The organism is Burkholderia ubonensis subsp. mesacidophila (assembly GCF_002097715.1).
GTDB classification, from domain to species: Bacteria; Pseudomonadota; Gammaproteobacteria; order Burkholderiales; family Burkholderiaceae; genus Burkholderia; species Burkholderia mesacidophila.
The window spans coordinates 222,782-246,658 of record NZ_CP020739.1; the positions used below are offsets into that span (position 1 = coordinate 222,782).

Consider the following 23,877-nt stretch of genomic DNA (forward strand, 5'->3'; position numbering starts at 1 on the left):
GCCGCCGCGAAAAGCCGCCTGCATCGCGCGCGCACGCTGGCGTGCGAGTACCTGCTCGCCTAGTTGCCGCGCTTGCGCCGCACGTCGCTCGGCGTCGTGCCGGTCCAGCGCTTGAACGCGTGGCGGAACCCCACCGCGTCGCTGAAGCCGAGCGTCGCCGCGATGTCCTCGGTGCTGAGCGTGGTCGTGGTCAGGTAGTCGATCGCGAGCGCCTTGCGCACGCTCGTCAGCAGTTCGCTGTACGACGTGCCTTCGGCCTCGAGCTTGCGGCGCAGCGTGCGCGCGGTGATGCACAGGTTGTCCGCGATCGTGTCGAGGTCCGGGAACTGCCCCGGCGTGCGCGTGAGTTCCTGGTAGACGCGGCGCGTGACGCCCGACTGGGTGCGCAGTTCATCGAGCAGCCGTGCGCAGTGCGACGACACCTGCGCGGCGGTGATCGGGTTCGCGAGCTGCGGCGCGCGCGCGAGCCACGCGGCCGGGTAGCTGAGCACGTTGCGCGGCTGGTCGAACGCGAGCGGGCATTCGAGCGCGTCGGACAGCATGGCCGCGTGCGGCGGCTCCGGCTGCGTGAACTGTGCACGCGCCGGCACGCACCACGCGCCCATCACGTCCTTGATGATCGTCACGTGCAGCGCGAACTGCATGTCGATCAGGAAGCGGTACAGCGGCTCGTCGAGACAGGGCAGCGGCATGGTTTCCCGATCGGGAAGCAGCCACGACACCGTGTCGTCCTGCACGACCCAGCGGATCTCGAGCATGCGGTTCGCGAGCTGGTGGTACTTGACGGCCGAGTCGAACGCGTGGCCCATCGACTCCGAGCACAGCATCGCGTAGCCGTACATCCCGTAGCTCGACGCGTGCAGCCGGTGCCCGACCCGCACGCCGAGATCCGGGTTGCCGTATGCGCGGAGCGCGTTGCTTGCGGCCGTCAGGAATTGCTGCGACGACGTGAGCGTGAACGGATCGGCGACCGCGGCGGGATCGAGATCGGTCCCCGCCAGCACCGCGCCGGCGTCGAGCCCGAGGTCCGACGCGACCTGCAGCAGCACCGCGAGCTTGGACGGCGAGAAGCACTTCTCGCGCAGCATGGCGGGCAGCGCGGCGTCGGGCGACCGATCGCCGGGGTGTCGTGTCTGAGCCGGTTTCAACGGCGCGTCGCGCAGCATGGGTGAGTCCTGAGTCCGATTTGATACCGATTCCGGGTACGCGATTCTGCCCCCGAATGCGCCGGGTCGCCACCGGGTTCACCCTGAGTCCGGCCGCCGCCGGCGGGCCGGACCGCCCGCCCGGCGCAGCGCAGCGGGGCATCGCACCCTGCGCGGCAGCGCGCGCGAACGACCCGCGTGTCCGTTTCGATCATCTTTGCGGCCGCGTCGATCATTTGCAAAGCGCGGCCGGCGGGCGATAGTCGGCGTTCGTGAGACGGTCCGCGCCCTGGGGTCGTCGACCGAGCGGCGCCAACATCGATCCGGGAGCGGGTCCCGCGATGCGCGAAGCCTGTGCGCCGGCCGCCCAAGGATACCTACATGATCAAGAGACACTGGACCGCGTCTTATGGCGCGATCCCCGCCGAGATCGATCCCGATCGCCATCCCTCGATGAATGCACTGCTGGACGACGCGATGCGCCGGTTCGCCGACAAGCCGGCGTTCCGCGCGTCGGGGCAGACGCTGACCTACGCGGACGTCGACCGCTACTCGACTGCGCTGGCCGCCTATCTGCAGCAGGTCGTCGGGGTCCGCAAGGGCGACCGCGTGGCCGTGATGCTGCCCAATGTGCTCGCGTTTCCGGTCGTCTTCATCGCCGTCGCGAAGATCGGCGCCGTTCAGGTCAACGTCAATCCGCTCTACACCGCGCGCGAGCTCGAGCACCAGCTCAACGACGCGGGCGTCGAGACGATCGTCGTGTGCGGCGGCTCGACGCGCACGTTCGCGGACGTGATCGCCAACACGCCGCGCATCCGCACCGTGCTCACCGTGGGCCGCGGCGATCTCGGCGTCGTCGACGTGCCCGACGCCGTGCGCGAAGCGTTGCCGCGCGATGCGATCGCGCTCGCGGACGCGCTCGCCGCGGGTGAACAGCTTGCCTGCGAGCCGGTCGCGATCGGCGGCGACGACCTGCTGCTGCTCCAGTACACGGGCGGCACCACCGGGCTGTCGAAGGGCGCCGCGCTGTCGCACCGCAACCTGCTCGCGAACATCGCGCAGTTCGGCGTGTTCGTGTTCGATGCGCAGCGGCCGGGCGAGGAAGTCGTCGTCACCGCGATCCCGCTGTATCACATCTTCGCGCTGACGGTGAATTTCCTGTCCTATTTCTCGATCGGCGCGGAAAACTGGCTGATCGCCAATCCGCGGGACCTCGACGCGTTCATCGACGTGCTGAAGGTCGCGCGGCCGACGGTGTTCGTCGGCGTGAACACGCTGTACGCGGGGCTCGCGAACCACCCGCGCCTGAAGGAGATCGACTGGTCGCGCCTCACGCTGTCGGCGGGCGGCGGCACGGCGGTGATCGACGTGATCTCGGCGCGCTGGAAGGCCGTGACGGGCTGCTTCATCCGCGAAGGCTACGGGTTGTCGGAGACGTCGCCCGTGGTCACGTTCAATCCGCCGTCCATCGACGCGTTCACGGGCACCACGGGCCTGCCGCTGCCGTCCACCGACGTGAAGCTGCTCGACGACGACGACCGCGAGGCCGGCATCGGCGCGCCCGGCGAAGTCTGCGTGAAGGGGCCGCAGGTGATGCGCGGCTACTGGCGGCAGCCGGAAGCGAACGCGCGGGCGTTCACCGCGGACGGCTACTTCCGCACCGGCGACATCGGCGTGTTCGACGATAAGGGCTTCCTGAAGATCGTCGACCGCAAGAAGGACATGGTCATCGTGTCGGGCTTCAACGTCTACCCGAACGAGGTGGAAGCGGTGGCGACCGCGTACCCGGGTGTCGCCGAATGCGCGTGCATCGGCGTGCCCGACGAGAAGACGGGCGAGGCGGTCAGGCTGTTCGTCGTTGCGGCGGCCGACGCCGTCATCACCGAGGCGGACCTGATCGCGCATTGCCGCGCGAACCTTGCGGCGTACAAGGTGCCGAAGGTGATCCGTTTCGTCGAACGGCTCCCGAAATCGACCGTCGGCAAGATTCTCCGGCGGGAACTCAGCCACGTCGATTGACGCGGGGGCGCCGGCGCGGGGGCGGGGCGGCGGCGCTCGCCGTCCGCCCGCGGCGGGTCAAGTACAATGCCAGCGGTTCGTTGGACGCGTACGCCATGACCGGCCCAGATTCCAGTTCCTCCCAGCCTGACCGACCGTCGGCGTCGCCGAGCGCGACGGTGCCGATTTCCCTCGTCAACGGGTTCCTCGCGAGTGCGGGCCTGCAGCCCGATGTGATCGAGCGCTACCTGCGCGGGGCCGGCATTCCGAGCGAGCTGCAGGGCGAACCGAATGCGCGCGTGACCGAGGAGCAGTTCTCGACGCTGTACCGCACACTCGCGATCGATCTCGACGACGAAATGCCCGGCATCTTCTCGCGCCCGCTGCGCGGCGGCACGCTGAAGTACCTGTGCCTCAGCCTGCTCGATGCCCGCAACCTCGAAACGGCGCTGCATCGCTTCGGTCAGTTCTTCCACATCCTGCTCGACGACTTCTTCGTCGAATCGAAGCGCGATGGCCTGATCGGCCAGGTCGTGATCCGGCCGAACCCGGCCCTCGGCCCGCTTGGCCCGCTCGGCCAGGAATTGATGCTCAAGCTCGTGCACGGCGTGTGTTCCTGGCTGATCGGCCAGAAGATTCCGCTGCTGCAGGTCGAGTTCGCGTGTCCGCGGCCGCACCATGCGATCGATCACCTCTATTTCTTTTCGGGGCCGGTGCAGTTCGACTCCAGCCGCACGCTGATGCGCTTCAGCGCGAGCTACCTCGACGTGCCGATCCGGCAAAGCAAGCGCAACCTGCGCAAATTCCTCGCCCGTGCGCCCGGTGACTGGATCTTCGAATCGTTCAGCGAGCAGCTCGTCTGCCATCGCGTGCGGCAGTATCTGTCGGGCCGGCTGCCCGACCTGTCGACGATCGAGGAAGCCGCCGCGAGCCTGCACTGCTCGGTGCGCACGCTGAGCCGCCACCTGCTGGCCGAAGGCACGACGTTCCAGGTGCTGAAGGATGAACTGCGGCGCGACATCGCGATCCAGCGGCTCACCGACACGCCCGACACGATCGCGGCGATCGGCGCCGATCTCGGCTTCGACGATCCGAGCGCGTTTCATCGCGCGTTTCGGCATTGGACGGGCAGCACGCCGGGGACATATCGGCGGCGCGCGTAGGGCCTGGGCGCGATGGGTCGCTTCGGGTGTCGCCCGGCGGCCCGGCAGGTACGGGTTTTCGGGGACGGTCGCGGCAACGACGTGGCCGATTTTGTCAGTACGTGGGCCGGATTTGACAATGGAAATCCGTGAGCTTGGGGTTAGGATTGCCCGAACGTTGCCAATTGCTGGCCGATTTTGCCGTATCGGACCGCGTGGCGAACCCCCTATTCCCGCCTGATTGGAAGATCGACCATGAGCTATACCGCCCCCGTCAAGGACATGCTGTTCGTGCTGAAGGAACTGGCCGGCATCGACGCCGTCGCGCAGCTGCCGGGTTTCGAGGACGCGGGCTTCGACACCGCGCAGGCGGTGCTCGACGAATCCGCGAAGTTCTGCGGCGAAGTGCTGGCGCCGCTGAACGTCGACGGCGACCGCGAGCCGAGCAGCTGGAAGGACGGCGTCGTGACCGCGACGCCGGGCTTCAAGGAAGCGTTCCGCCAGTTCGTCGAAGGCGGCTGGCAGGGGCTGCAGCATCCGGCCGAGTATGACGGCCAGGGGCTGCCGAAGCTGATCGCGACGCCGTGCATCGAGATGCTGAACGCGGCGAACCTGTCGTTCGCGCTGTGTCCGCTGTTGACCGACGGCGCGATCGAGGCGCTCCTGACCGCGGGCACCGACGAGCAGAAGCAGCGCTACGTGCCGAAGCTGATCTCGGGCGAATGGACCGGCACGATGAACCTGACCGAGCCGCAGGCCGGCTCCGACCTCGCGCTGGTGCGCTCGCGCGCCGAGCCACAGGGCGACGGGTCGTACAAGGTGTTCGGCACCAAGATCTTCATCACGTGGGGCGAGCACGACATGGCGGACAACATCGTCCACCTGGTGCTGGCGCGCACGCCGAACGCACCGGAAGGCGTGAAGGGGATTTCGCTGTTCATCGTGCCGAAGTTCCTCGTCAACGACGACGGCAGCCTCGGCGCGCGCAACGACGTGCACTGCGTGTCGATCGAGCACAAGCTCGGCATCAAGGCGAGCCCGACCGCGGTGCTGCAGTACGGCGACCACGGCGGCGCGGTCGGCTACCTGGTCGGCGAGGAGAACCGCGGCCTCGAATACATGTTCATCATGATGAACGCGGCGCGCTTCGGCGTCGGGATGCAGGGGATCGGCGTGGCCGACCGCGCATACCAGAAGGCGGCGGCGTTCGCGAAGGAGCGCGTGCAGAGCCGGCCGGTGGACGGCTCTGCAAAGCAGTCGGTGGCGATCATCCAGCACCCGGACGTGCGCCGGATGCTCGGCACGATGCGCGCGCTGACCGAAGGCGCGCGGGCGCTGGCCTATGTGGCGGCCGCGCACAGCGACATCGCGCACCGCCATGCGGACGAGGCGACGCGCGCGCGCCATCAGGCCATCTACGAATACCTGGTGCCGGTCGTGAAGGGCTGGAGCACGGAGATGGTGAACGACGTCGCGAGCCTGGGCGTGCAGGTGCACGGCGGGATGGGCTTCATCGAGGAGACGGGGGCCGCGCAGTACTACCGCGACGCGCGGATCCTGGCGATCTACGAAGGGACGACGGCGATCCAGGCGAACGACCTGGTCGGCCGCAAGACGGTGCGCGACGGCGGCGCGGTGGCGAAGGCGCTGCTCGGCGAGATCGGTCGGACGGTCGACGCGCTGGGCCAGCTCGACGGTGCGGCGGCGGCGTCGATGAAGGCGCAGCTGGAGAAGGGCGCGCTGTCGCTGTCGGCGGTGGTCGATTATGTGGTGGCGAACACGAAGCAGGACCCGAACGCGGTGTTCGCGGGCAGCGTGCCGTACCTGAAGCTGGCGGGCGTGGTGCTGTGCGGGTGGCAGATGGCGCGCGCGCTGGTGGTGGCGCAGGCGAACCGCGCGACCGATCCGGCGTTCTACGACGCGAAGATCGCGATCGCGCAGTTCTTTGCGGAACACATCCTCGTGCAGGCGGGCGGGTTCGAAGCGTCGATCGTCGGCGCAAAGGGCGGCGAGGGCGTGCTCGCGTTGACGGAAGACCAGTTCTGATCCGGAACTGCGGCAGGAGGAGACTCAGCTTTGACCAAAGATGAACTGATCGCGCAATACGGCCCGCGCGAATCGATGGAATACGACGTCGTGATCGTCGGCGGCGGCCCTGCCGGGCTGTCCGCGGCGATCCGGCTCAAGCAGCTCGCCGCTGAAAAAGGCGCCGAGATCGGCGTCTGCGTGCTCGAGAAGGGCTCGGAAATCGGCGCGCACATCCTGTCGGGCGCGGTGATGGATCCGCGCGCGATCAGCGAGCTGTTCCCCGACTGGAAGGAACAGGGCGCGCCGCTCACCGTCGAGGTGACCGAAGACCGCTTCCTGTTCCTGTCCGAGAAGAGCGCGATGCAGACGCCGAACTGGGCGCTGCCGGACAACTTCAAGAACCACGGCAACTACGTGATCTCGCTGGGCAACGTCACGCGCTGGCTCGGGGCGCAGGCGGAAGCGCTGGGCGTCGAGATCTTCCCGGGCTTCCCGGCCGCCGAGATCCTGTACAACGACGACGGCTCCGTGAAGGGCGTCGCGACCGGCAACATGGGCATCGGCAAGGACGGCGAGCCGACCGAGAACTTCCAGCTCGGCATGGAGCTGCACGCGAAGTACACGCTGTTCGCCGAAGGCTGCCGCGGCCACCTCGGACGCCAGCTGATCTCGAAGTTCAAGCTGGACACGAACGCCGATCCGCAGGCGTACGGGATCGGCATCAAGGAACTGTGGGAAATCGATCCGGCCAAGCACAAGCCGGGCCTCGTGATCCACACGGCCGGCTGGCCGCTGAAGTCGGACACCTACGGCGGCTCGTTCCTGTACCACATGGACAACAACCAGGTCGTGGTCGGCTTCGTGGTCGGCCTCGGCTATACGAACCCGTACCTGTCGCCGTTCGAGGAGTTCCAGCGCTACAAGACGCACCCGTCGATCCGCGCGTTCCTCGAAGGCGGCAAGCGCGTGTCGTACGGCGCGCGCGCGATCACCGCGGGCGGGCTGCTGTCGCTGCCGAAGACGGTGTTCCCGGGCGGCGCGCTGATCGGCGACGACGCGGGCTTCCTGAACGCGTCGCGGATCAAGGGCAGCCACGCGGCGATCAAGACCGGCATGCTGGCGGCGGACGCGGCGTTCGACGCGGTGCAGGCCGGCCGCCAGAGCGACGAGCTCAACGCGTATCCGGATGCGTTCAAGCAGTCGTGGCTGTACACCGAGCTGTACCGTGCGCGCAACTTCAAGCAGTGGATGGCGAAGGGGCTGTATCTCGGCACGCTGATGGTCGGCCTCGAACAGAAGGTGATGGGCGGCAACGTGCCGTGGACGCTGCATCACAAGCACGCGGACCACGAGATGCTGAAGCCGGCGTCGCAGTGCGAGCCGATCGAGTATCCGAAGCCGGACGGCAAGCTGACGTTCGACCGGCTGTCGTCGGTGTTCATCTCGAACACGAACCACGAGGAGAACCAGCCGGCGCACCTGACGCTGAAGGATGCGAACGTGCCGGTGAACGTGAACCTGCGCACGTACGCGGGACCGGAAGGCCGGTTCTGCCCGGCGGCGGTGTACGAGTTCGTGAAGAACGACGACGGCAGCGATCGCCTCGTGATCAACGCGCAGAACTGCGTGCACTGCAAGACCTGCGACATCAAGGACCCGACGCAGAACATCGTGTGGGTCACGCCGGAAGGCGGCGGCGGGCCGAACTACCCGAACATGTAATTGCGTGACCGCGCATGCGTGCGCGAACGAACTGGAGAGAGATGATGAGCCAAGCAGCGAAAGAAGTGGTGGTGGTGAGCGGCGTTCGCACGGCGATCGGCGATTTCGGCGGCAGCCTGAAGGACTTCGCGCCGACGGAGCTCGGCGCGAAGGTCGTGCGCGAAGTGCTGTCGCGCGCGAACGTGTCCGGCGACGCGGTCGGCCATGTGGTGTTCGGCCATGTCGTGAACACGGAGCCGCGAGACATGTATATCGCCCGCGTCGCGGCGATCGAAGGCGGCGTCGCGCAGCACACGCCCGCGCTGACCGTGAACCGGCTGTGCGGTTCGGGCTTGCAGGCGATCGTGTCGGCCGCGCAGACGATCCTGCTCGGCGACGTGGACGTCGCGATCGGCGGCGGCGCGGAAAGCATGAGCCGCGCGCCGTACACGGTGCCGGCCGCGCGCTTCGGGCAGCGCATGGGCGACGGCAAGCTCGTCGACATGATGCTCGGCGCGCTGCACGACCCGTTCCAGACGATCCACATGGGTGTGACCGCAGAAAACGTCGCGCGCAAGTATGGCGTCACGCGCGACGACCAGGATGCGCTCGCGCTCGAATCGCATCGTCGCGCGGCGCGCGCGATCGCGGAAGGGCGCTTCAAGGACCAGATCCTGCCGATCGCGATCCGCACGCGCAAGGGCGAAGTGCAGTTCGATACCGACGAGCACGTGCGCAACGACGCGAGCACCGACGATTTCACGAAGCTCAAGCCGGTGTTCCAGAAGGAGAACGGCACGGTGACGGCCGGCAACGCGTCGGGCATCAACGACGCGGCGGCGGCCGTGCTGATGATGAGCGCGGATGCGGCGCGCGCGCAGGGCGTGAAGCCGCTCGCGCGGCTCGTGTCGTATGCGCACGCGGGCGTCGATCCGGCGTACATGGGCATCGGCCCCGTGCCGGCGACGCAGAAGGCGCTCGAGCGCGCGGGGCTGACGATTGCCGATCTCGACGTGATCGAGGCGAACGAAGCGTTCGCCGCCCAGGCGTGCGCGGTGACGAAGGAGCTGGGTCTCGATCCGGCGAAGGTCAACCCCAACGGCTCGGGCATCTCGCTCGGCCATCCGATCGGCGCGACCGGCGCATTGATCACGGTCAAGGCGCTCTATGAGCTGAAGCGCATCGGCGGCCGCTACGCGCTCGTGACGATGTGCATCGGCGGCGGGCAGGGGATTGCGGCGATCTTCGAAAACCTTCAATAATCGACCGCTCAGCACCCGACCACAGGAATCGTCATGGCAATCGAAACCGTAGGCGTCATCGGCGCCGGCACCATGGGCAACGGCATTGCGCAAACCGCGGCCGTTGCGGGACTCAACGTCGTGATGATCGACGTCAACGACGCGGCGCTCGCGAAGGGCGTCGCCACGCTGAAGGGCAGCCTCGACCGGCTCGTGTCGAAGGACAAGCTCGACGCCGCGACGCGCGACGCCGCGCTCGCGCGCATCGAGACGTCGACCGACTACCAGCGGCTCGCGACGGCCGACATCGTGATCGAGGCGGCCACCGAGAACGTCGAGCTGAAGGCGCGCATCCTGAAGCAGATCGAAGCGGTGGTGCGTGCGGACGCGATCGTCGCGACCAACACGTCGTCGATCTCGATCACCGCGCTCGCCGCGCCGCTCGCCGACCCGTCGCGCTTCGTCGGCATGCACTTCTTCAATCCGGTGCCGCTGATGCCGCTCGTCGAGATCATCCGCGGGCTGCAGACGAGCGACGCGACCGCGGCCGCGGTGCGTGCGCTGACGGAGCGCTTCGACAAGTCGCCGATCGGCGTGCGCAACTCGCCGGGCTTCGTCGTCAACCGCATCCTGGTGCCGATGATCAACGAGGCGTTCTTCGTGCTCGCCGAAGGGATCGCGTCGGCCGAGGAAATCGACCAGGGGATGAAGCTGGGCGCGAACCATCCGATCGGGCCGCTCGCGCTCGCGGATCTGGTCGGGCTCGACGTGTGCCTCGCGGTGATGGACGTGTTCCTGAAGGACTTCGGGGATCCGAAGTATCGTGCGTGCCCGCTGCTGCGCGAGATGGTGACGGCCGGACGCCTCGGGCGGAAGACCGGGCGCGGGGTGTACGCCTACAGCGCGTGATGCTGCCGCATCGTCGCGACGGATCGGGAGACCGGTCGTCGCGGCGATGCGGGTTTCACGAAATCGCCGTCCGTCATCGGCGCAAATAGTCCCTAAGCTTCAAGCACCGCCAGATCAGTCGGCAACGTCCGCTTGAACATCGCCAGCCGCTGCCTCGCCGCCTTCTGCGGCAACCCGATCGCATACCGAACCGCCGCCGCGATCAGCACCATCGTCAGTTCCGAGAACGCCGACAGCTGCGCGTCGCGCGCGCCGGGTGCGATCTCCCGCAGCCGCTCCGTCAACAACCCCGCCAGAAACGCACCATCCGCCTCGTCGAGCGCCTGCAGCGCCCGGTCGGCCTGCGTCGCGCGCCAGATGTCCCGCATCAGCGGTTCGTCGACGAACATCCGGTAATAGCTGTCCGTGATGCGGCACAGCGTGTCGTGCAGGTCCTCGATCCGCTTCATCCTGGACAGATCGCGCCGCACGCATTCGTGCCCGAGCGCGTTGTAGCGCTCCGCCAGCGTGCCGATGACGGCCGTCTTGTCCGGGAAGTACTGGTAGAGCGAGCCGAACGCGATGCCGGTCCGCTCGACGATGTCGCTCATCCGGAACGCGTCGCAACCCTTCTCGACCATCACCTCGGCCGCGCACGCGAGAATGCGCTCGAAACGCTCGCGGCTGCGTTGCTGGGTCGGAACCAGGCGCGCCCGGCCCGGAACGCTCGCGACGTCGTCGCTGTCGGTCTGCACCGATTTTCGTGTTGCCGTTCGCGTGGCCATTGCGCCTCCGGAAAAACTTGATCTTTCAAATGCGAGAGTCTATCGTGTTTTCAAAACGCGAGACATTCTCGCTTTCATGAAGGAGACGCTCATGGCAACGCTTCCTGTCCTCATCGTCGGCGGTTCGGGCAAGACGGGCGCGCGCGTCGATGCCCGCCTTCGCAAGCTCGGCATCGCGACCCGGCCGGTGTCGCGCTCGACCGGCACCGCGTTCGACTGGGCGCGCCGCGGCACGTGGCGCGCGGCGCTCGACGGCGTATCCCGCGCGTATGTGACCTACCAGCCCGACCTCGCGGTCGACGGCGCGGCCGACGCGATCGCGGCGTTCGGCCGGCTTGCCCGCGACAGCGGCGTCGAGCGCGTGGTGCTGCTGTCCGGGCGCGGCGAACCCGGCGCGCAGGCCGCGGAAGCCGCGCTGCAGGCGTCCGGCGTGCCGTGGACGGTGGTGCGGGCGAGCTGGTTCAACCAGAACTTCTCGGAAGGCTATCTCGTCGACAGCGTGCGCGCCGGCGAAATCGCGCTGCCGGCCGGTGCGGTGCCCGAGCCGTTCGTCGACGCCGACGACATTGCCGACGTGGCGGTTGCCGCGCTGACCGACGCACGTCACGCGAACCGGCTCTACGAACTGACCGGGCCGCGCGCGCTGACCTTCGCCGAAGCTGCCGACGAAATCGCGCGTGCCGCCGGCCGGCCTGTCCGCTATCGCCGGATCGCCGCCGACGAATTCGCGTTCGGCATGCGCGAAGCGGGCGTGCCGGAAGACATCGTCACGTTGCTCGACGAACTCTTCAGCGTGGTGCTCGACGGCCGCAACAGCCGCGTGATGCACGGCGTCGACGAGGCGCTCGGGCGCCCCGCGCGCGATTTCGCGGATTACGCGCGCACGACCGCCGCGACCGGCGTGTGGAGCGCCTGACCCATGCGCGCGCTCGTCACCGCGATCCTGTTGTGGGGCTCGGCCATCGGCTGCGGCGTACTGGCCGGGGTCTACTTCGCGTTTTCCGCGTTCGTGATGACGTCGCTCGGCCGCCTCGCGCCGGCGGCCGGCGTCGCCGCGATGAACGCGATCAACGTCGACATCGTCCGGTCGCTGTTCATGCCGGTCTTTCTCGGCACGACGCTGGCGTCGCTGGCGCTGGCGATTCTCGCGCTGCTTCACCGGGGCGAGCCCGGCGCGATATGGATCGTCGCGGGCGGCGCGATCTACGTGCTCGGCATGTTCGTCGTCACGATGGTCTTCAACGTGCCGCTCAACGACGCACTCGCCGCGACCGATCCGTCCGGCGCGGAAGGGGCCGCGTTCTGGGCGCGCTACCTGCGCGACTGGACGCTCTGGAATCACGCGCGCACGGTGGCATCCGCGGCGGCGTGCGGATTGTTCATCGCGGCGATTGCAGCGAGATAGCACGGCCTACGCGTAGAACGCCGACGGCGACACGCCGAAATGGCGCTTGAACATCGCGGAGAATGCGCTCTGGCTGCTGTAGCCGTGGTCCATCGCGACCGTGAGCACCTTCTCGCCATGCGCGAGGCGCTTGAGCGCGAGCAGCAGCCGCGCCTGCTCGCGCCAGCGGCGGAAGCCGAGCCCCGTCTCGCGCTGGAAGCCGCGATGCAGCGTCCGGACCGAAATGCCGGCGATGGCGGCCCATTCGGCGACCGTGCGCAGGTCGTCGGGGGCGGCGACGAGCGCGTCGCAGATCGTCCGCAGTCGCGCGTCGTGCGGCCACGGTAGGTAGAGCGGCAACAGCGGTGCGGCCGTCACCTCGGCGAGCAACAGGCGCATCAGGTGGTCGTGGCGCGAGCCGGGCGCGTAGTCGAGCGGGACGTCGACCGCGGCGAGGATCAGTTCGCGCAGGAGCGGATGCACTTCGACGACGCAACTGCGGCCGGGCAGATGCTCGACCGCCCCCGGCTCGACGAACACGGTCCGCATCTCGACGTTGCCGCTCATCTGCACCGTATGGTCGAGCCCGGCTTCGAGCCAGACGCCGCGCGTCGGCGGCACGATCCACGACGCGCCGTCGGACTGCACGTGCATCACGCCCTCGATCGCATAGAGCAGCTGCGCGCGTCGATGGCGATGCGGCGCGATCCAGGTGCCGTGAGGATACGACGCCGACATCGCCGAGACGGGCATCGGCGTCGACTCGTAGGGCAGGTGCGCATCCTCGTGCACGGGCCGGGTTGGCCGATTGGCGACAGGTCGTGACATTTTGGCGTGAGACAGGCAGTTGGCGGGCAGGCACGATGACGCTTCGATTCACGTCAGCTGGCTACAGCGATATTAATCCGTCGCACATCATGAACAAGACTCCGCTTTTTCCTTTCCGCACGATCGCGCAACCGTTCCCGGCGCAGAGGCGCCAACCGCAAGGGGCGCGGCAATGAGCGCCGATCCGCGGATGCAGGAACTGATTCCGTCGCCAGAAGGCTTCATGTTCGGCCTCGCGCACAAACTCGATCGGATCGCGGCCGCGCTCGAAGCGATGACCCGCACCGCGGGGCCGGCAGCGGTCGATTTCGACGCGGCCGTCGCGTTCCGCTGGCGCGGCTTCGACCATCCGCTGCGCGCCGCGCCGCTTGAGCCGATCCCGTCGCCGGCGCTGATCGCGTTCGATGCGCTGCGCAACGTCGAGCGGCAGGCGGCCGTCGTCGAACGCAACACCCGGCAGTTCGTGCAGGGCCGCACCGCGAACCACGTGCTGCTGACGGGCGCGCGCGGCACCGGCAAGTCGTCGATCGTGAAGGCGTGCCTGCATGCGTTCGCGAAGGACGGGCTGCGCCTGATCGAGGTCGGCAAGGACGGACTGAAGGATCTGCCGGCGATCGTCGAACTGGTCCGTTTGCGACCCGAGCGCTACGTCGTGTTTTGCGACGACCTGTCGTTCGAGGCCGGCGAGACCGGATACAAGGAACTGAAGACCGTGCTCGACGGATCGGTGGCGACGGACCTGTCGAACGTGCTCGTGTACGCCACCTCGAACCGCCGGCATCTGCTGCCCGAGCACGCGAGCGACAACGCGGACGTGTCGCGCGCGGAGAACGGCGAACTGCATCCCGGCGATGCGGTCGAGGAGCGGATCTCGCTGTCCGAGCGCTTCGGCATCCGGGTGACGTTCTACGGCTTCACGCAGGAACAATACCTGGCCGTCGTCGAAAGCCGCCTGGCCGCCGCCGGCTTCGATGCGGGGCAGATTCGCGCGGCGCGCGAGCCCGCGCTGCAGTGGGCGCTCGAGCGCGGCGCGCGGTCGGGCAGGATCGCGGCGCAGTTCGTGCTCGATCATGCGGGGCGGCTCGATGTCGCCGAGGCGGCGGGACAAGTCCGCGCGCGGCATGCGGGGTGAGCCGCTCGTCGTCTTGTTCATTTGACGTCGCGTGCTGGCTGGAATCCGATAATATCAACGCGAGACTTACTGCCTGATTGGCTACAAAATTCCGCCGCAGGTCCGTAACGGCTGCGGTTGTAATGTAGCCCCGTCTCAGTGCTTTAACTACAAGAAAATTAACTTCTTACCTACGCATCAGCATTTTCTTAAGCCGTCTTACCTCAGCAACCAACATCGATATATCTTGCCTAGCATGCGCAATAAAGTCTTGATCTGCGATGGTCGCGCCACTTAACTCGATATCTTCGCTGCGGGCCCCTTCTGGTCCAGTCATAATGAAATTTGAACCACTTCCATGATCTCTTTCCTCAACATAAGATACCCACGGCCCAGGCGTAGCCGCCTTACAGCGAGCCTCGATTTCATTCAGTTGTTCATCGATCATATTCCGCCTACTTTCTTGCGCTTGGATTGCGAACAGTTGGTGTCGTAAGCGACTTCGCTTGTTCCGAAGTTATTCCAGATAAGGTCGCATGATTTAGGTTGTTATAAGTTGGTGATGCAACTACGCCGCCGCGGCGGCAGGTGGAAACGCTCTTCCATCAGCAGTACATCGCCGTCCCACGTGAACACCGTCCGGTCGATGCTGCCGTCCGGCCGTCCCACTTCCTTCAGCGTGCGCCGTTCGAACGAGTTGGACTCGAATGGCCTTACCTCGTCGAGATGGTCGCTCTGATTGAGTACCGAATAGTGCCGATGCAATTGAGCAAGGCTGACTATTATCGTCGAGTAGGAAAATATAGAGCCGAGCCTGCAGCTCTATATTTTTAATTCACACACCAAGGTAATCTCGACCCGCCTCCCTTATATCTGGATCACTATTGTTAGCAGCCTTCCGCGCCAATTTTTTCATCAATTCGCGATCTACCTGACGACAAACTTCCAGTAAACATCTATATTCCTCATAACCCCCATTCTTCAAAATATCATCAATCTGATCATCAATATGAGCCATAACCCAATCATGCGGAAGGCTGCTTATTAGATTTCGATAATCTTCCGTAAAGCCATGCACAAAACTAGCAATGCGCATCAATTGAGGGAAGAAATACGTCCTCTCACAATTCGGAAGTAGCCATATTAATTCCAAGGCTCCTGACCTGAACCTTGACTCATTAATCGAGATGGCCTTGAAAATTAGCTCCTTCTCGGAAATCAGCAAGTGCATCAACTCACTCTGCGATCCGAGCTGACCCTGATATCTCCGCTCCAAGTCTTCCCACATCTCTAAATTAAAATCTTTCATCTCACTTCTTGCCTGCCCGAATCCACGGTAGTGATTTAAATTTTTCAATGAAAGTCGTGCCCTTCATTTTTCCCTTTGGACAAACAGTGTGGTGTGTTTCTGCATGCTTCCCGCCAACCTCCTTACCGTCTGCTACTACGTCAATTCCGTCTGGAAGTTCCGTTCCAGTCGGGATCTTGTAGTACACGCCAGAAACAGGGGCCTTATTGGGATCGCCAAACGTCGATGCGCCGTCTTTGATCGTTGGACCGACCATTCCTTCCGCGTCCGCGGTTAAGTCTCCCGATTCTCCACGTGGCCTATTCACTCCGGCGATACGTGGATCTCGCGGACCACTTGCGTTTCCGAACGCATACAGGTCGCACGTTGTCTTGGCCAGTCCCAACGGGTCGATCCACTGAACCGGACTAGGCGCATACTGATAGACATTGATCCCGCCAGCCAACCCGATCGGGTCCTTGCTAATGAACCGGCCGGAGTGCGGGTCATAGTACCGATGCCGGTTGTAATGCAGCCCCGTCTCGTCATCATGGTACTGCCCCTGGAACCGGATCGGATTCCCCGCCTCATTGCGTTCCGGCTGCGGCTGCCAAACGGTCTTCTCTCCACCCCACGCCCTGTACCGGCCGAGCCAGATGACTTTCCCTGACTCGTCCAGCAGTTCCTGCGGCGTCCCCAGGTGATCGTTCTGATAGAACAGCGTCGCATGCCGCGTCTTCGCCGGCACCTGCACGAACCGGCCATCCGTCCCCGTCGCAATGAACGCCGCCTCCACCAGCGTCTCGTCCAGCCGCGCCAGCGGCACGAACGTGCCAGGTTCGTGCAGGTAGAGCGACGCCCCTTGCCACTGATGCCGCTCGCTCAGCGTATGTATTCGCTGCGCCACCGGCAGCGAATACGCATCGTCCGGATCCTCGCGCACGATCTGCACCGGCCGGAAGGTCAACGGCTCATATTCGCCCGGCTGCCGCGGCGGCAAGTGGAAGCGCTCCTCCATCAGCAGCACGTCGCCGTCCCACGTGAACACCGTCCGGTCAATGCTGCCGTCCGGCCGTCCCACCTCCTTCAGCGTGCGCCGCCCGAACGCGTCATATTCGAAGCGCACCTGCAATGCCGGCCGCACCGTACCCGGGATGAACGCGGTGCCGTCCTGCGTCCGCTCGAGCCGGTCGATCTCGTTTGCCGCCGGCGGTTTCGTGTAGCGATCGGCCCGCTTCAGCCGGTTCGCCGCATCGTATGCGTACAGCCACGTCACGCCGCCCGGCTCGGTTTTGCGGATCAGGTTGCCGTGTGTGTCATGGTCGTAGCGGGTGCGGTTCAACTCCCTCAACACGTTGCCCACGCACTTCGGCAGCGCCTGCTCCCACGCGTTCAGCTGGCCGGCTTCGTCTGCCATCCGCGTGCGCCGCGCGATCTGCTCGGGCGTCATCCGCTCGCCCGGATGCGCGTCCTGCCACACCCGATCCTGCGCGATGATGCGCTGGTGCCGCCGGCTCATCTCCTCGCGCGTTTCCTCGGTCGGGCGCGGCGTCAGCTGCTCCGGGTCCACCGGATTGCCGGCCGGATCGAACGCAAAGACTTCCTTCAGGTCCGGCGTCGCCGCCTTCAGCAACCGCCCCACCGGGTCGTACGCGTAGTCCGTCGCCCCGCGCGTGCGATCCTCGATGCGCGTCAGTTGGCCCGCCGCGTCGTACCGGTACTGTCGCGCGGCGATCCAGTCCGTCGGCAGCGCGTGTGCATCGCGGCGCACGATCATCCGCCGCAGCCGCCCGGCCGGGTCGTATTCACGGGTCTGCTCGAAACTGCGGTGACGTCGAACAGTTTCGCGATGCAGCTTGTCGCGCTCGAAGTCGACCAGCGGCTGGCCGTCCAGCAGCACCCCGTGCACATGGCCCGAGCCATAGCGCAGCCAGTCGATCGTGCGCGTATTCGGTAGCTGCGTGCGGATCCGGTTGCCGAGCGCGTCGTATTCGTGCCGCGTCACCGCCGTGTAGGCGACACCCGTGTCCGGGCCGTGGGTCTGCGCTTCGGCGATCAGGTTGTCGGCATCGTCGTAGTGCAGCCGGACCGTGCTGTTGGTGCCCTGCGCGGTCGTCAGCCGGCCGCGCGCGTCGTAATAGAAGTGCTCGGCAACCCGGCTACGGCCAGCCGGTCCGTCGATCTCGCGCCGCGTGAGCCGCCCGAGCGGGTCACGCGTGTAGGTCGTGTCGACGTCGCCTTGCTGCGAACCGGCCAGCCGGCCTGCCTCGTCCCACCGGTAGCGGGTCGTGCCGCCGTCGAAGTCCGTCTGCTCGATCAGTTGCCCCAGCGGGTCGTAGCGGAACCGGGTCTGCTCCTCGTTCTCGTTGGTCAGCGTGGTCAGCCGCCACTGCCGGTCGTACGCATAGGTCAGTTGCCGTCCCGCCGCATCCTTACGCCAGGTCGGCTGCCGGCGGGCGTTGAACGCATACTCCGTCAGCTGGCCCGCGCCGTCCCGGTAGGTGCGCAGGTTGCCTTCGCCGTCCCACGTGAAGCGCTCCTCGCCCCCGTCCGGATGCGTGACGCTGACGACCTGCCCCCGCGTGTCGCAGCGGTATATCGTCGCGTGGCCCTCGGCATCGGTAAGGCGCGACAGGTGGCCGCGCTCGTCGTAGCCGTAGCGTGTCGCGTGGCCGGAACAGTCGGTCGACTCGACGAGCCGTCCCGCGTTGTCGTGGCGGAAGCGCTTCACGCCGCCTTTCGGGTCGGTCAGCGACAGCAGGCGGCCGTTGCCGCTCCATGTGTAGCGCGTGGTCCGGCCGGCGGCGTCCGTCGCCGAGACCGGCCGGCCGAGCGGATCGTATTCGGTCTGCGTGACACGGCCATCCGGCGCCGTGACCTGGATCGGCAAGCCGTCCGCGTTGTACTCGGTGCGCGTCGTGTTGCCGAGCGCGTCCGTTTCGGCGGTGAGGCGCCCCTGCGCGTCGTAGTCGAAGCGCTGCGTGTGCCCCAATGCGTTTTGGGTGCCGACGAGACGGTGGTGTGCGTCCCATTCGAATCCGTCCGTGGTCCCGTCCGCATATGCGACCAGCACGATCCGGTTGTGATAGTCGTAGCGATGGATCGTCGCGTGGCCGTCCGCATCGGTGACCTTCGTGTACCAGTGCTCGCGGTGGTACTCGAAATGCATCTCGTCCTGAATGTGCTGCCCGTCGTCGCCGAGCCAGGTGCGCACGCACTGCGCGTCGGCCGGCGCGGGCAGGCCGGCGCGCTTGCCCGGCCAGTCCCACGCCAGATTCGCGGCGTTGCCGTTGAGGTCCGTGTAGCGTGTGAGCAGGTGCTGCTGGTACGCGTACGTGCGCCGGAATCCCAGCATGTCGACGTGGCTGGTCAGGTCGCCTGCCGCGTCGTAGGTGTAGCGCGCGAGCGCTTCCCGGGCGAGGCCTGGCACGCCCGTGCGGTAGATCGCCACGACTCGTCCGTCGACGTATTCGAGGCGGATCGCGTTCTCCGCACCGTCGCTGAGCGTGGCGAGTTCGCCGGCTGCGTTGTACGAGAAGGTCAGGCCGAGGCCGTCGCGGCCCTGGCGGGCGATGAGGCGATAGCGCGCATGCGTCACCATGCCATGCCGTTCGTAATCCTCTCGACTGCCGTCGGGATAGGCCAGTTGAATGTGCCGATTATCCGGGCGCGTGACGGCGAATTGCTCGGCCGGCACCTCGACCGATTCGCCGATCTCCACCGGCGGCAGCGGCACCGCGCGGTTGTCGGGATCGAAGAACGTCAGGACACCGTCCCGTTCTTCGAGCGACAGGTGATATGGGCTGCTCCAGCGCGCCGAGCGCACTCGCGTCGTACGCCTCGAGGCTCGACCGGTAGCGCCGCGTCCACACGATCGGTGCGATCCCGTCGAGCACGAAGTCCGTCTGCTCGAGGTTCTCGTCGCCCATCGCGTAGTTGACCGGCTTCGCGCTCGCAGTGGGCGGGCACCCGCAGCCGTCCTTCGCCGGCAGGTTGCTCGGCTGCGCGCCCTTCTGTGTCGAATCGCGATGCGCGCCGCGCTTCTTGTGCGGCGCCAGCATCGTGCCCGGGGTGGCCTGCGCGACATGCGACGGCACCTTGCGCGCGCGCCGCGCCTTGATCTCCGCGGTGATCTGCGCGGCCATGAACAGCAGGCTGCCGGCCTGCGCCACGTCGCCGAACGCCGCGTCGAGCATCGGCCCCGTGTTGCGGTCGAATTCGTCGAGCCACGCGACGATCGCGTCGCGCTGACCGGACAGCTTGAGCAACTGATCGATGCCGTGCAGCGCAATTTCCTCGGTCGACGGCACCCAGGACAGGAATCCGCGGTTCTTTTTGATGCGCCCCATCTGCTCCGCAGCCGAGACCGGATTGATCACGAAGCGCCGCACCGTCCGCGACGCGTCGCGCACACCCTTGACGATGTCGTCCTTCCATTGCTTCAGGTGCGCATCCAGATCGGCCATGAACGCGATCACGTCGCCGCCGGCCGTGGCCCAGAACAGCTCGACCAGCGCCGCCGCGCCCGCGCCCTTGGCAAACGCGAGCAGCACCTCCTTGACGACCGCGCGGGCCGGCCGGGTCGCATTGCCCGCGGCGGGCACGACCCCGATCGCGTCGATCGCGAGGATGCTCCAGCTGAGGACCTTCTTCGCGCCGCCCGGCTCGCTGCAGATCCGGTAGATGTCGACGCCGACGTCGTAGAGCGACATCGCGTTGCCGACGACCGGAATCATGTACAGGCACTGGACGAAAATCTCGAGGCCGTGGTTCGTGGCCGATTCGGCGCGGGCTGCGACCACCTTCGGTGATGTCGCGGGCGCGGGAACCGGGCTGACGATCACGCGCCGGGCTTCGGCGTTCTGCTGGAGGGCTTTGGGGATCGGGCGCCGCGGGGCGGGAAGGGTTTCGGTGCCGGCCATGGGTTTGTTCTTTGTCTGGATGAATCGGATGCGCGTGCGAAGCCCGGGTCAGTTCGATGCGAGGGTCTTGGTCAGGCTCTGGGGGGAGGGGATACGCGCGCCACCATTCGAACAAGAACTGGGCGAAGCGCAACGGACGTCGCCTCAAATCGCCATGTCCGATTCCGGTACGCACGGTGACTGATAGATGCGCATCGCTTGTATGAATGGCGCGGCAAACGGCTCGACGACAATCCGACTCGATTCGAGATCGCACCTTGCGTATTCGACCGACAAGCCATTCGCCGAAGGCGAACGAGATGATCGAAAAATCTTGCGTCTGAGGCGCTCCCGGGCACCGTTAAGAAATGCGATGGGCGATCAGTTACCCACTGCGCGAGCGCGCCAAGTGCACCTCGTTCTCGTTCCATCCCGTTCTCTCAGTGTCATTTTTGTTCGCGAAAGCTGAAGAGATAACGGATGGCTGAACGCACGTCCAGCAGATGGAAACGGTTAGCAACAATGTTCGTGAGCGAACGTCCTTGGCGTCACAGAAGATTTGCGGACGCTTGTTTCAGAAGAGGTGCTCTTGTCATTTGTGCGCTTAAACGCGCCCAAACGGACCGCTACCGTGTAGATAAAACGCTTTGCATCCCTGAACGGAAATTTTGAAAGCCGGGAAACACTTGTCGTGCCGCTGCGCGCTTCGCAAAGCGCACAGCGAACGCACCGCCATTCCCGGGCATCGACGCCCGCCGAATCAATAAGCCCCGTCGCTCGTGCTTGCATCCGTCACGATCGCGACGCCCGAGCTCGTGCCCAGCCGCGTCGCGCCGGCGTCGATCATCGCGACGGCGGCCGCGCGGTCGCGCACGCCGCCCGACGCTTTCACGCCGATCTCCGGCCCGACCGTGCGGCGCATCAGCGCGACGTCCGCGAGCGTCGCGCCGCCGTGACCGAAACCGGTCGACGTCTTCACGAACGCGACGCGCAGCTCGCGGCAGATCTCGCAGACGCGCACCTTTTCGTCGTCGGTCAGCAGCCCGGTCTCGAGGATCACCTTGAGCGGCACCGGGCCGCACGCGGCTTGCACGGCGGCGATGTCGGCCGTCACGTCGGCGAGGCGGCCGCTCTTCAGTGCGCCGAGATTGATCACCATGTCGATTTCGCCGGCGCCGGCCGCGATCGCGGCCGACGCTTCGAACGCTTTCGCGGCGGAGAGGCCCGCGCCGAGCGGGAAGCCGACGACCGCGCACACGGTGACGTTCGCGCCGGCCAGCTCGCGGGCCGCGAGCGGCACGTTCGCCGAATTGACGCAGACCGAGTAGAAGCGGTGTTCGGCCGCCTGGCGGCACAGTTCGCGAATCTGCGCGTCGCTGGCGTCGGCGGAGAGCAGCGTGTGATCGATGGTTTGGGCGAGTTGGGCGTTGGAAAGCGGCATGTTTCAGACTCCACTGAGCCGTGCGGCGGGACCGCCGCACGAAAAGTTGATGTTTTCACATCGGTTTGTTACAAATACGACATTTCGGCCGGACCCTGGCGTCCGGCCCGACGAGCGGCTGGCAAGCAGGACACGAGCATGGAAACGAAGAAGGGCGAACGGATCAAGACGCTGATGAACGTGCTGCAGGGGCAGAACGCGATCCATCTGCGCGAAGTCGCCGAGCTGTTCGGCGTGTCCGAAATGACGATCCGCCGCGATCTCGCCGACAATCCGCACGGCGTCAGCCTGATCGGCGGCTACGTGACGCGCCATTTCGCCGCGCAGCGCAGCGACATCGGCGAATACCTGATCAGCGCAGAGAACAACCGGCAGACCGAGGAAAAACGCCGGATCGGCAAGCTCGCCGCGCAGTTCGTGAAGACCGGCGACACGATCTTCGTCGATTGCGGCTCGACCACGCCGTTCGTCGTCGACTTCATTCCGGACGACCTCGAATTCACCGCCGTCTGCAATTCGCTGAACGTGTTCGCGAAGCTGCAGCAGAAGCCGCACTGCAGCGTGATCCTGTGCGGCGGCACGTATCACCGCAAGAACATGGTGTTCGAGTCGGTCGCCGAATCCGGCATTCTCGACACGATTCGCGTGTCGAAGGCCTTCATCTCGGCGGCGGGCGTCAGCGACCGCTGCGGCGTCACCTGCTTCAACTTCCACGAAGTCGACGCGAAGAAGAAGGTGATGCAGCATGCGCAGAACCGCTTCCTGCTCGTCGATCACACGAAGTTCGACGAAGTGCGCGCCGCGTACTTCGCCGAGCTGACCGACTTCAACTACGTGATCTCCGACGGCCAGCTCAGCCGCCGCTACGAAACGGCGATCCGCGAGCACGGCATCGCGCTCGTGACCTGACGCACGGCTTGCGACGTCACGCATGCGGCGCGGCCGTCCGGGCGTGTGCTTCCTCGGCGCTCAGGTAGCCCGAGAGGACTTCGAACCGGCGTGTTTCAGCCGGCGCAAGCTGCGCGACATTCCCCTTGCGGCGCTCCGCTTCGTAGCCTTCCGGCTCGCAGGTCGACGGCAGCGCGAACGCGGCGACCTGCTGGTCCGCGTTGTGCAGGACCCAGCGCGTCGCGTGCGGAAACTGCTCGGGGCGATACGCGGTGTGGAAGGCGCCGCCGTCCGGATGCGCGAGCAGGAAATGCGCGACGCCGTTCTTGTCCGTTTCCGCGCCGTTCATGAAGAACACGATCTCGGGGTCGTACAGCTCGGGTGCATCGAGCGTGTCGAGCCGTTCGGGCTCGCGCGCGAGCGCCGCCGTGTAGTCGCGCCAGGCGGCGGTCGGCTTCACGTGCGCGGGGACGCTTTCGCGCAGGCGCAGGCCGCCGCGCGGCAGCGCCTGCACGAAGCGCGCGCCCGGCACGTACGCATAATTCAGGTGCGCCATGTACATCAGGTCCATCGGCGCGCCGCCGAGGTTCGTGACCGCCATGCGGATCGTCATCCGCGCATCGCGTTCCGCGAGCCGTACCGACGGCCGCGCGACGTAGTGGCTGCCGAACCCCTGCACGTACTCGTATTCGCCGGTCACTTCGACAAAGGCGCCGTGCGCATCGGCGCCGACGGTCAGGCCGGCGCGATCCATCGGCGCGCAGGGCATCTCGCCGTGCAGCGCGTGGGTGTCGTCCGGGCCGGGGCAGCCGTTGCGCAGCAGGCCGCTGTGGAACATGAAGCAGCCGTACGTATCGAGGATCGACGCCGCGCGCTTCGGCTGCCGGAACATGTGCTTCATCGTCAGGTCGCGGCCGTCGAACGCGGCGGCCCAGATCATCTGGCCGAGATACGGCAGCACGACGAGATGGCCGCGACGGTTCTCGATCTTCAGCGCCTCGACGCCGGACGGATACGCGAACGCCGTCACCGTGAGCCCGTCGGCACGGTACAGCACGCGCGGCGCTTCGCGGAAGTCGTCGCGTCGCAGTTCGATTTCGCCTTGCAT

Annotated in this window: 19 protein-coding genes; 10 read left to right on the forward strand and 9 right to left on the reverse strand. The window is 66.4% G+C overall.

Annotated features, from left to right (window positions below):
• Positions 1-59 precede the first annotated feature (59 nt).
• Positions 60-1,166, reverse strand: a complete 1,107-nt coding sequence (locus B7P44_RS33330; protein ID WP_084910296.1) for an AraC family transcriptional regulator — start codon at positions 1,164-1,166, stop codon at positions 60-62.
• Between the two features lie 360 nt (positions 1,167-1,526).
• Between B7P44_RS33330 and B7P44_RS33335 the strand changes: the two genes are divergently transcribed.
• The 6 genes from B7P44_RS33335 to B7P44_RS33360 all read left to right on the forward strand — a co-directional run bounded on the left by B7P44_RS33335 (position 1,527) and on the right by B7P44_RS33360 (position 10,164).
• Positions 1,527-3,164: an AMP-binding protein gene (locus B7P44_RS33335; protein ID WP_084910675.1), complete on the forward strand. Its 1,638-nt coding sequence runs from the start codon at positions 1,527-1,529 to the stop codon at positions 3,162-3,164.
• A complete protein-coding gene (locus B7P44_RS33340) occupies positions 3,161-4,306 on the forward strand; it encodes an AraC family transcriptional regulator (RefSeq protein ID WP_084910297.1) in 1,146 nt (381 codons plus the stop codon). Before B7P44_RS33335 ends, B7P44_RS33340 begins: the two co-directional genes overlap by 4 nt.
• Positions 4,307-4,540: 234 nt before the next feature.
• On the forward strand, positions 4,541-6,331 hold the full coding sequence (locus B7P44_RS33345) for an acyl-CoA dehydrogenase (protein ID WP_084910298.1): 1,791 nt from the start codon (positions 4,541-4,543) through the stop codon (positions 6,329-6,331).
• A 30-nt stretch (positions 6,332-6,361) separates the two neighbouring features.
• A complete protein-coding gene (locus B7P44_RS33350; RefSeq protein WP_084910299.1) occupies positions 6,362-8,035 on the forward strand; it encodes an electron transfer flavoprotein-ubiquinone oxidoreductase in 1,674 nt (557 codons plus the stop codon).
• 44 nt (positions 8,036-8,079) lie between these two features.
• A complete protein-coding gene (gene bktB, locus B7P44_RS33355; RefSeq protein WP_084910677.1) occupies positions 8,080-9,276 on the forward strand; it encodes a beta-ketothiolase BktB in 1,197 nt (398 codons plus the stop codon).
• A gap of 33 nt (positions 9,277-9,309) precedes the next feature.
• Entirely contained in the window at positions 9,310-10,164 is an 855-nt protein-coding gene (locus tag B7P44_RS33360; RefSeq protein ID WP_084910300.1) for a 3-hydroxybutyryl-CoA dehydrogenase, read from the forward strand.
• A 92-nt stretch (positions 10,165-10,256) separates the two neighbouring features.
• Here the strand turns inward: B7P44_RS33360 and B7P44_RS33365 are convergent, their stop codons facing one another.
• Positions 10,257-10,928 (reverse strand): TetR/AcrR family transcriptional regulator, encoded by a 672-nt coding sequence (locus B7P44_RS33365; RefSeq protein WP_084910301.1) that lies wholly within the window; start codon positions 10,926-10,928, stop codon positions 10,257-10,259.
• Positions 10,929-11,019: 91 nt separating this feature from the next.
• On the opposite strand from B7P44_RS33365, the gene B7P44_RS33370 reads away from it, so the two are divergent.
• Together B7P44_RS33370 and B7P44_RS33375 are read left to right on the forward strand one after the other, a co-directional pair.
• Entirely contained in the window at positions 11,020-11,844 is an 825-nt protein-coding gene (locus B7P44_RS33370) for an NmrA family NAD(P)-binding protein (RefSeq protein ID WP_084910679.1), read from the forward strand.
• Between the two features lie 3 nt (positions 11,845-11,847).
• Positions 11,848-12,333 (forward strand): anthrone oxygenase family protein, encoded by a 486-nt coding sequence (locus B7P44_RS33375; RefSeq protein ID WP_084910302.1) that lies wholly within the window; start codon positions 11,848-11,850, stop codon positions 12,331-12,333.
• Between the two features lie 6 nt (positions 12,334-12,339).
• Here B7P44_RS33375 and B7P44_RS33380 read toward each other — a convergent pair whose 3' ends face one another.
• Positions 12,340-13,140 carry an AraC family transcriptional regulator gene (locus tag B7P44_RS33380; protein WP_084910303.1) on the reverse strand — a complete coding sequence of 267 codons (801 nt, stop codon included), beginning with the start codon at positions 13,138-13,140 and terminating at the stop codon, positions 12,340-12,342.
• A gap of 172 nt (positions 13,141-13,312) precedes the next feature.
• On the opposite strand from B7P44_RS33380, the gene B7P44_RS33385 reads away from it, so the two are divergent.
• The gene (locus B7P44_RS33385) at positions 13,313-14,272 is read left to right on the forward strand and encodes an ATP-binding protein (RefSeq protein ID WP_084910304.1); all 960 of its coding nucleotides are present in this window, start codon (positions 13,313-13,315) and stop codon (positions 14,270-14,272) included.
• Positions 14,273-14,438: 166 nt separating this feature from the next.
• Here the strand turns inward: B7P44_RS33385 and B7P44_RS33390 are convergent, their stop codons facing one another.
• The 5 genes from B7P44_RS33390 to deoC form a co-directional block, all read right to left on the reverse strand.
• Positions 14,439-14,699 (reverse strand): hypothetical protein, encoded by a 261-nt coding sequence (locus B7P44_RS33390; RefSeq protein WP_084910305.1) that lies wholly within the window; start codon positions 14,697-14,699, stop codon positions 14,439-14,441.
• A gap of 387 nt (positions 14,700-15,086) precedes the next feature.
• Entirely contained in the window at positions 15,087-15,560 is a 474-nt protein-coding gene (locus B7P44_RS36935; protein WP_133118011.1) for a hypothetical protein, read from the reverse strand.
• Position 15,561: 1 nt separating this feature from the next.
• Positions 15,562-19,140 (reverse strand): RHS repeat-associated core domain-containing protein, encoded by a 3,579-nt coding sequence (locus B7P44_RS37680; protein ID WP_331251273.1) that lies wholly within the window; start codon positions 19,138-19,140, stop codon positions 15,562-15,564.
• 58 nt (positions 19,141-19,198) lie between these two features.
• On the reverse strand, positions 19,199-20,461 hold the full coding sequence (locus tag B7P44_RS37685; protein ID WP_231716873.1) for a DUF6531 domain-containing protein: 1,263 nt from the start codon (positions 20,459-20,461) through the stop codon (positions 19,199-19,201).
• 739 nt (positions 20,462-21,200) lie between these two features.
• Positions 21,201-21,881: a deoxyribose-phosphate aldolase gene (gene deoC, locus B7P44_RS33405; protein WP_084910307.1), complete on the reverse strand. Its 681-nt coding sequence runs from the start codon at positions 21,879-21,881 to the stop codon at positions 21,201-21,203.
• A gap of 138 nt (positions 21,882-22,019) precedes the next feature.
• Between deoC and deoR the strand changes: the two genes are divergently transcribed.
• Positions 22,020-22,790, forward strand: coding sequence for a DNA-binding transcriptional repressor DeoR (gene deoR, locus B7P44_RS33410; RefSeq protein ID WP_059610072.1), 771 nt, complete (start codon positions 22,020-22,022; stop codon positions 22,788-22,790).
• Between the two features lie 16 nt (positions 22,791-22,806).
• Here the strand turns inward: deoR and B7P44_RS33415 are convergent, their stop codons facing one another.
• Complete coding sequence (locus tag B7P44_RS33415) at positions 22,807-23,877, reverse strand: aldose 1-epimerase family protein (protein ID WP_084910308.1); 1,071 nt, start codon at positions 23,875-23,877, stop codon at positions 22,807-22,809.

Excerpts from the sequence above, each read along its gene's own strand:
- B7P44_RS33330 (WP_084910296.1), bottom strand. The coding sequence starts at position 1,166 with ATGCTGCGCGACGCGCCGTTGAAACCGGCTCAGACACGACACCCCGGC.
- B7P44_RS33335 (WP_084910675.1), top strand. The coding sequence starts at position 1,527 with ATGATCAAGAGACACTGGACCGCGTCTTATGGCGCGATCCCCGCCGAG.
- B7P44_RS33345 (WP_084910298.1), top strand. The coding sequence starts at position 4,541 with ATGAGCTATACCGCCCCCGTCAAGGACATGCTGTTCGTGCTGAAGGAA.
- bktB (WP_084910677.1), top strand. The coding sequence starts at position 8,080 with ATGAGCCAAGCAGCGAAAGAAGTGGTGGTGGTGAGCGGCGTTCGCACG.
- B7P44_RS33360 (WP_084910300.1), top strand. The coding sequence starts at position 9,310 with ATGGCAATCGAAACCGTAGGCGTCATCGGCGCCGGCACCATGGGCAAC.
- B7P44_RS33365 (WP_084910301.1), bottom strand. The coding sequence starts at position 10,928 with ATGGCCACGCGAACGGCAACACGAAAATCGGTGCAGACCGACAGCGAC.
- B7P44_RS33370 (WP_084910679.1), top strand. The coding sequence starts at position 11,020 with ATGGCAACGCTTCCTGTCCTCATCGTCGGCGGTTCGGGCAAGACGGGC.
- B7P44_RS33375 (WP_084910302.1), top strand. The coding sequence starts at position 11,848 with ATGCGCGCGCTCGTCACCGCGATCCTGTTGTGGGGCTCGGCCATCGGC.
- B7P44_RS33380 (WP_084910303.1), bottom strand. The coding sequence starts at position 13,140 with ATGTCACGACCTGTCGCCAATCGGCCAACCCGGCCCGTGCACGAGGAT.
- B7P44_RS33385 (WP_084910304.1), top strand. The coding sequence starts at position 13,313 with ATGAGCGCCGATCCGCGGATGCAGGAACTGATTCCGTCGCCAGAAGGC.
- B7P44_RS33390 (WP_084910305.1), bottom strand. The coding sequence starts at position 14,699 with ATGATCGATGAACAACTGAATGAAATCGAGGCTCGCTGTAAGGCGGCT.
- B7P44_RS36935 (WP_133118011.1), bottom strand. The coding sequence starts at position 15,560 with ATGAAAGATTTTAATTTAGAGATGTGGGAAGACTTGGAGCGGAGATAT.
- B7P44_RS37680 (WP_331251273.1), bottom strand. The coding sequence starts at position 19,140 with ATGGTGACGCATGCGCGCTATCGCCTCATCGCCCGCCAGGGCCGCGAC.
- B7P44_RS37685 (WP_231716873.1), bottom strand. The coding sequence starts at position 20,461 with ATGGCCGGCACCGAAACCCTTCCCGCCCCGCGGCGCCCGATCCCCAAA.
- deoC (WP_084910307.1), bottom strand. The coding sequence starts at position 21,881 with ATGCCGCTTTCCAACGCCCAACTCGCCCAAACCATCGATCACACGCTG.
- deoR (WP_059610072.1), top strand. The coding sequence starts at position 22,020 with ATGGAAACGAAGAAGGGCGAACGGATCAAGACGCTGATGAACGTGCTG.
- B7P44_RS33415 (WP_084910308.1), bottom strand. The coding sequence starts at position 23,877 with ATGCAAGGCGAAATCGAACTGCGACGCGACGACTTCCGCGAAGCGCCG.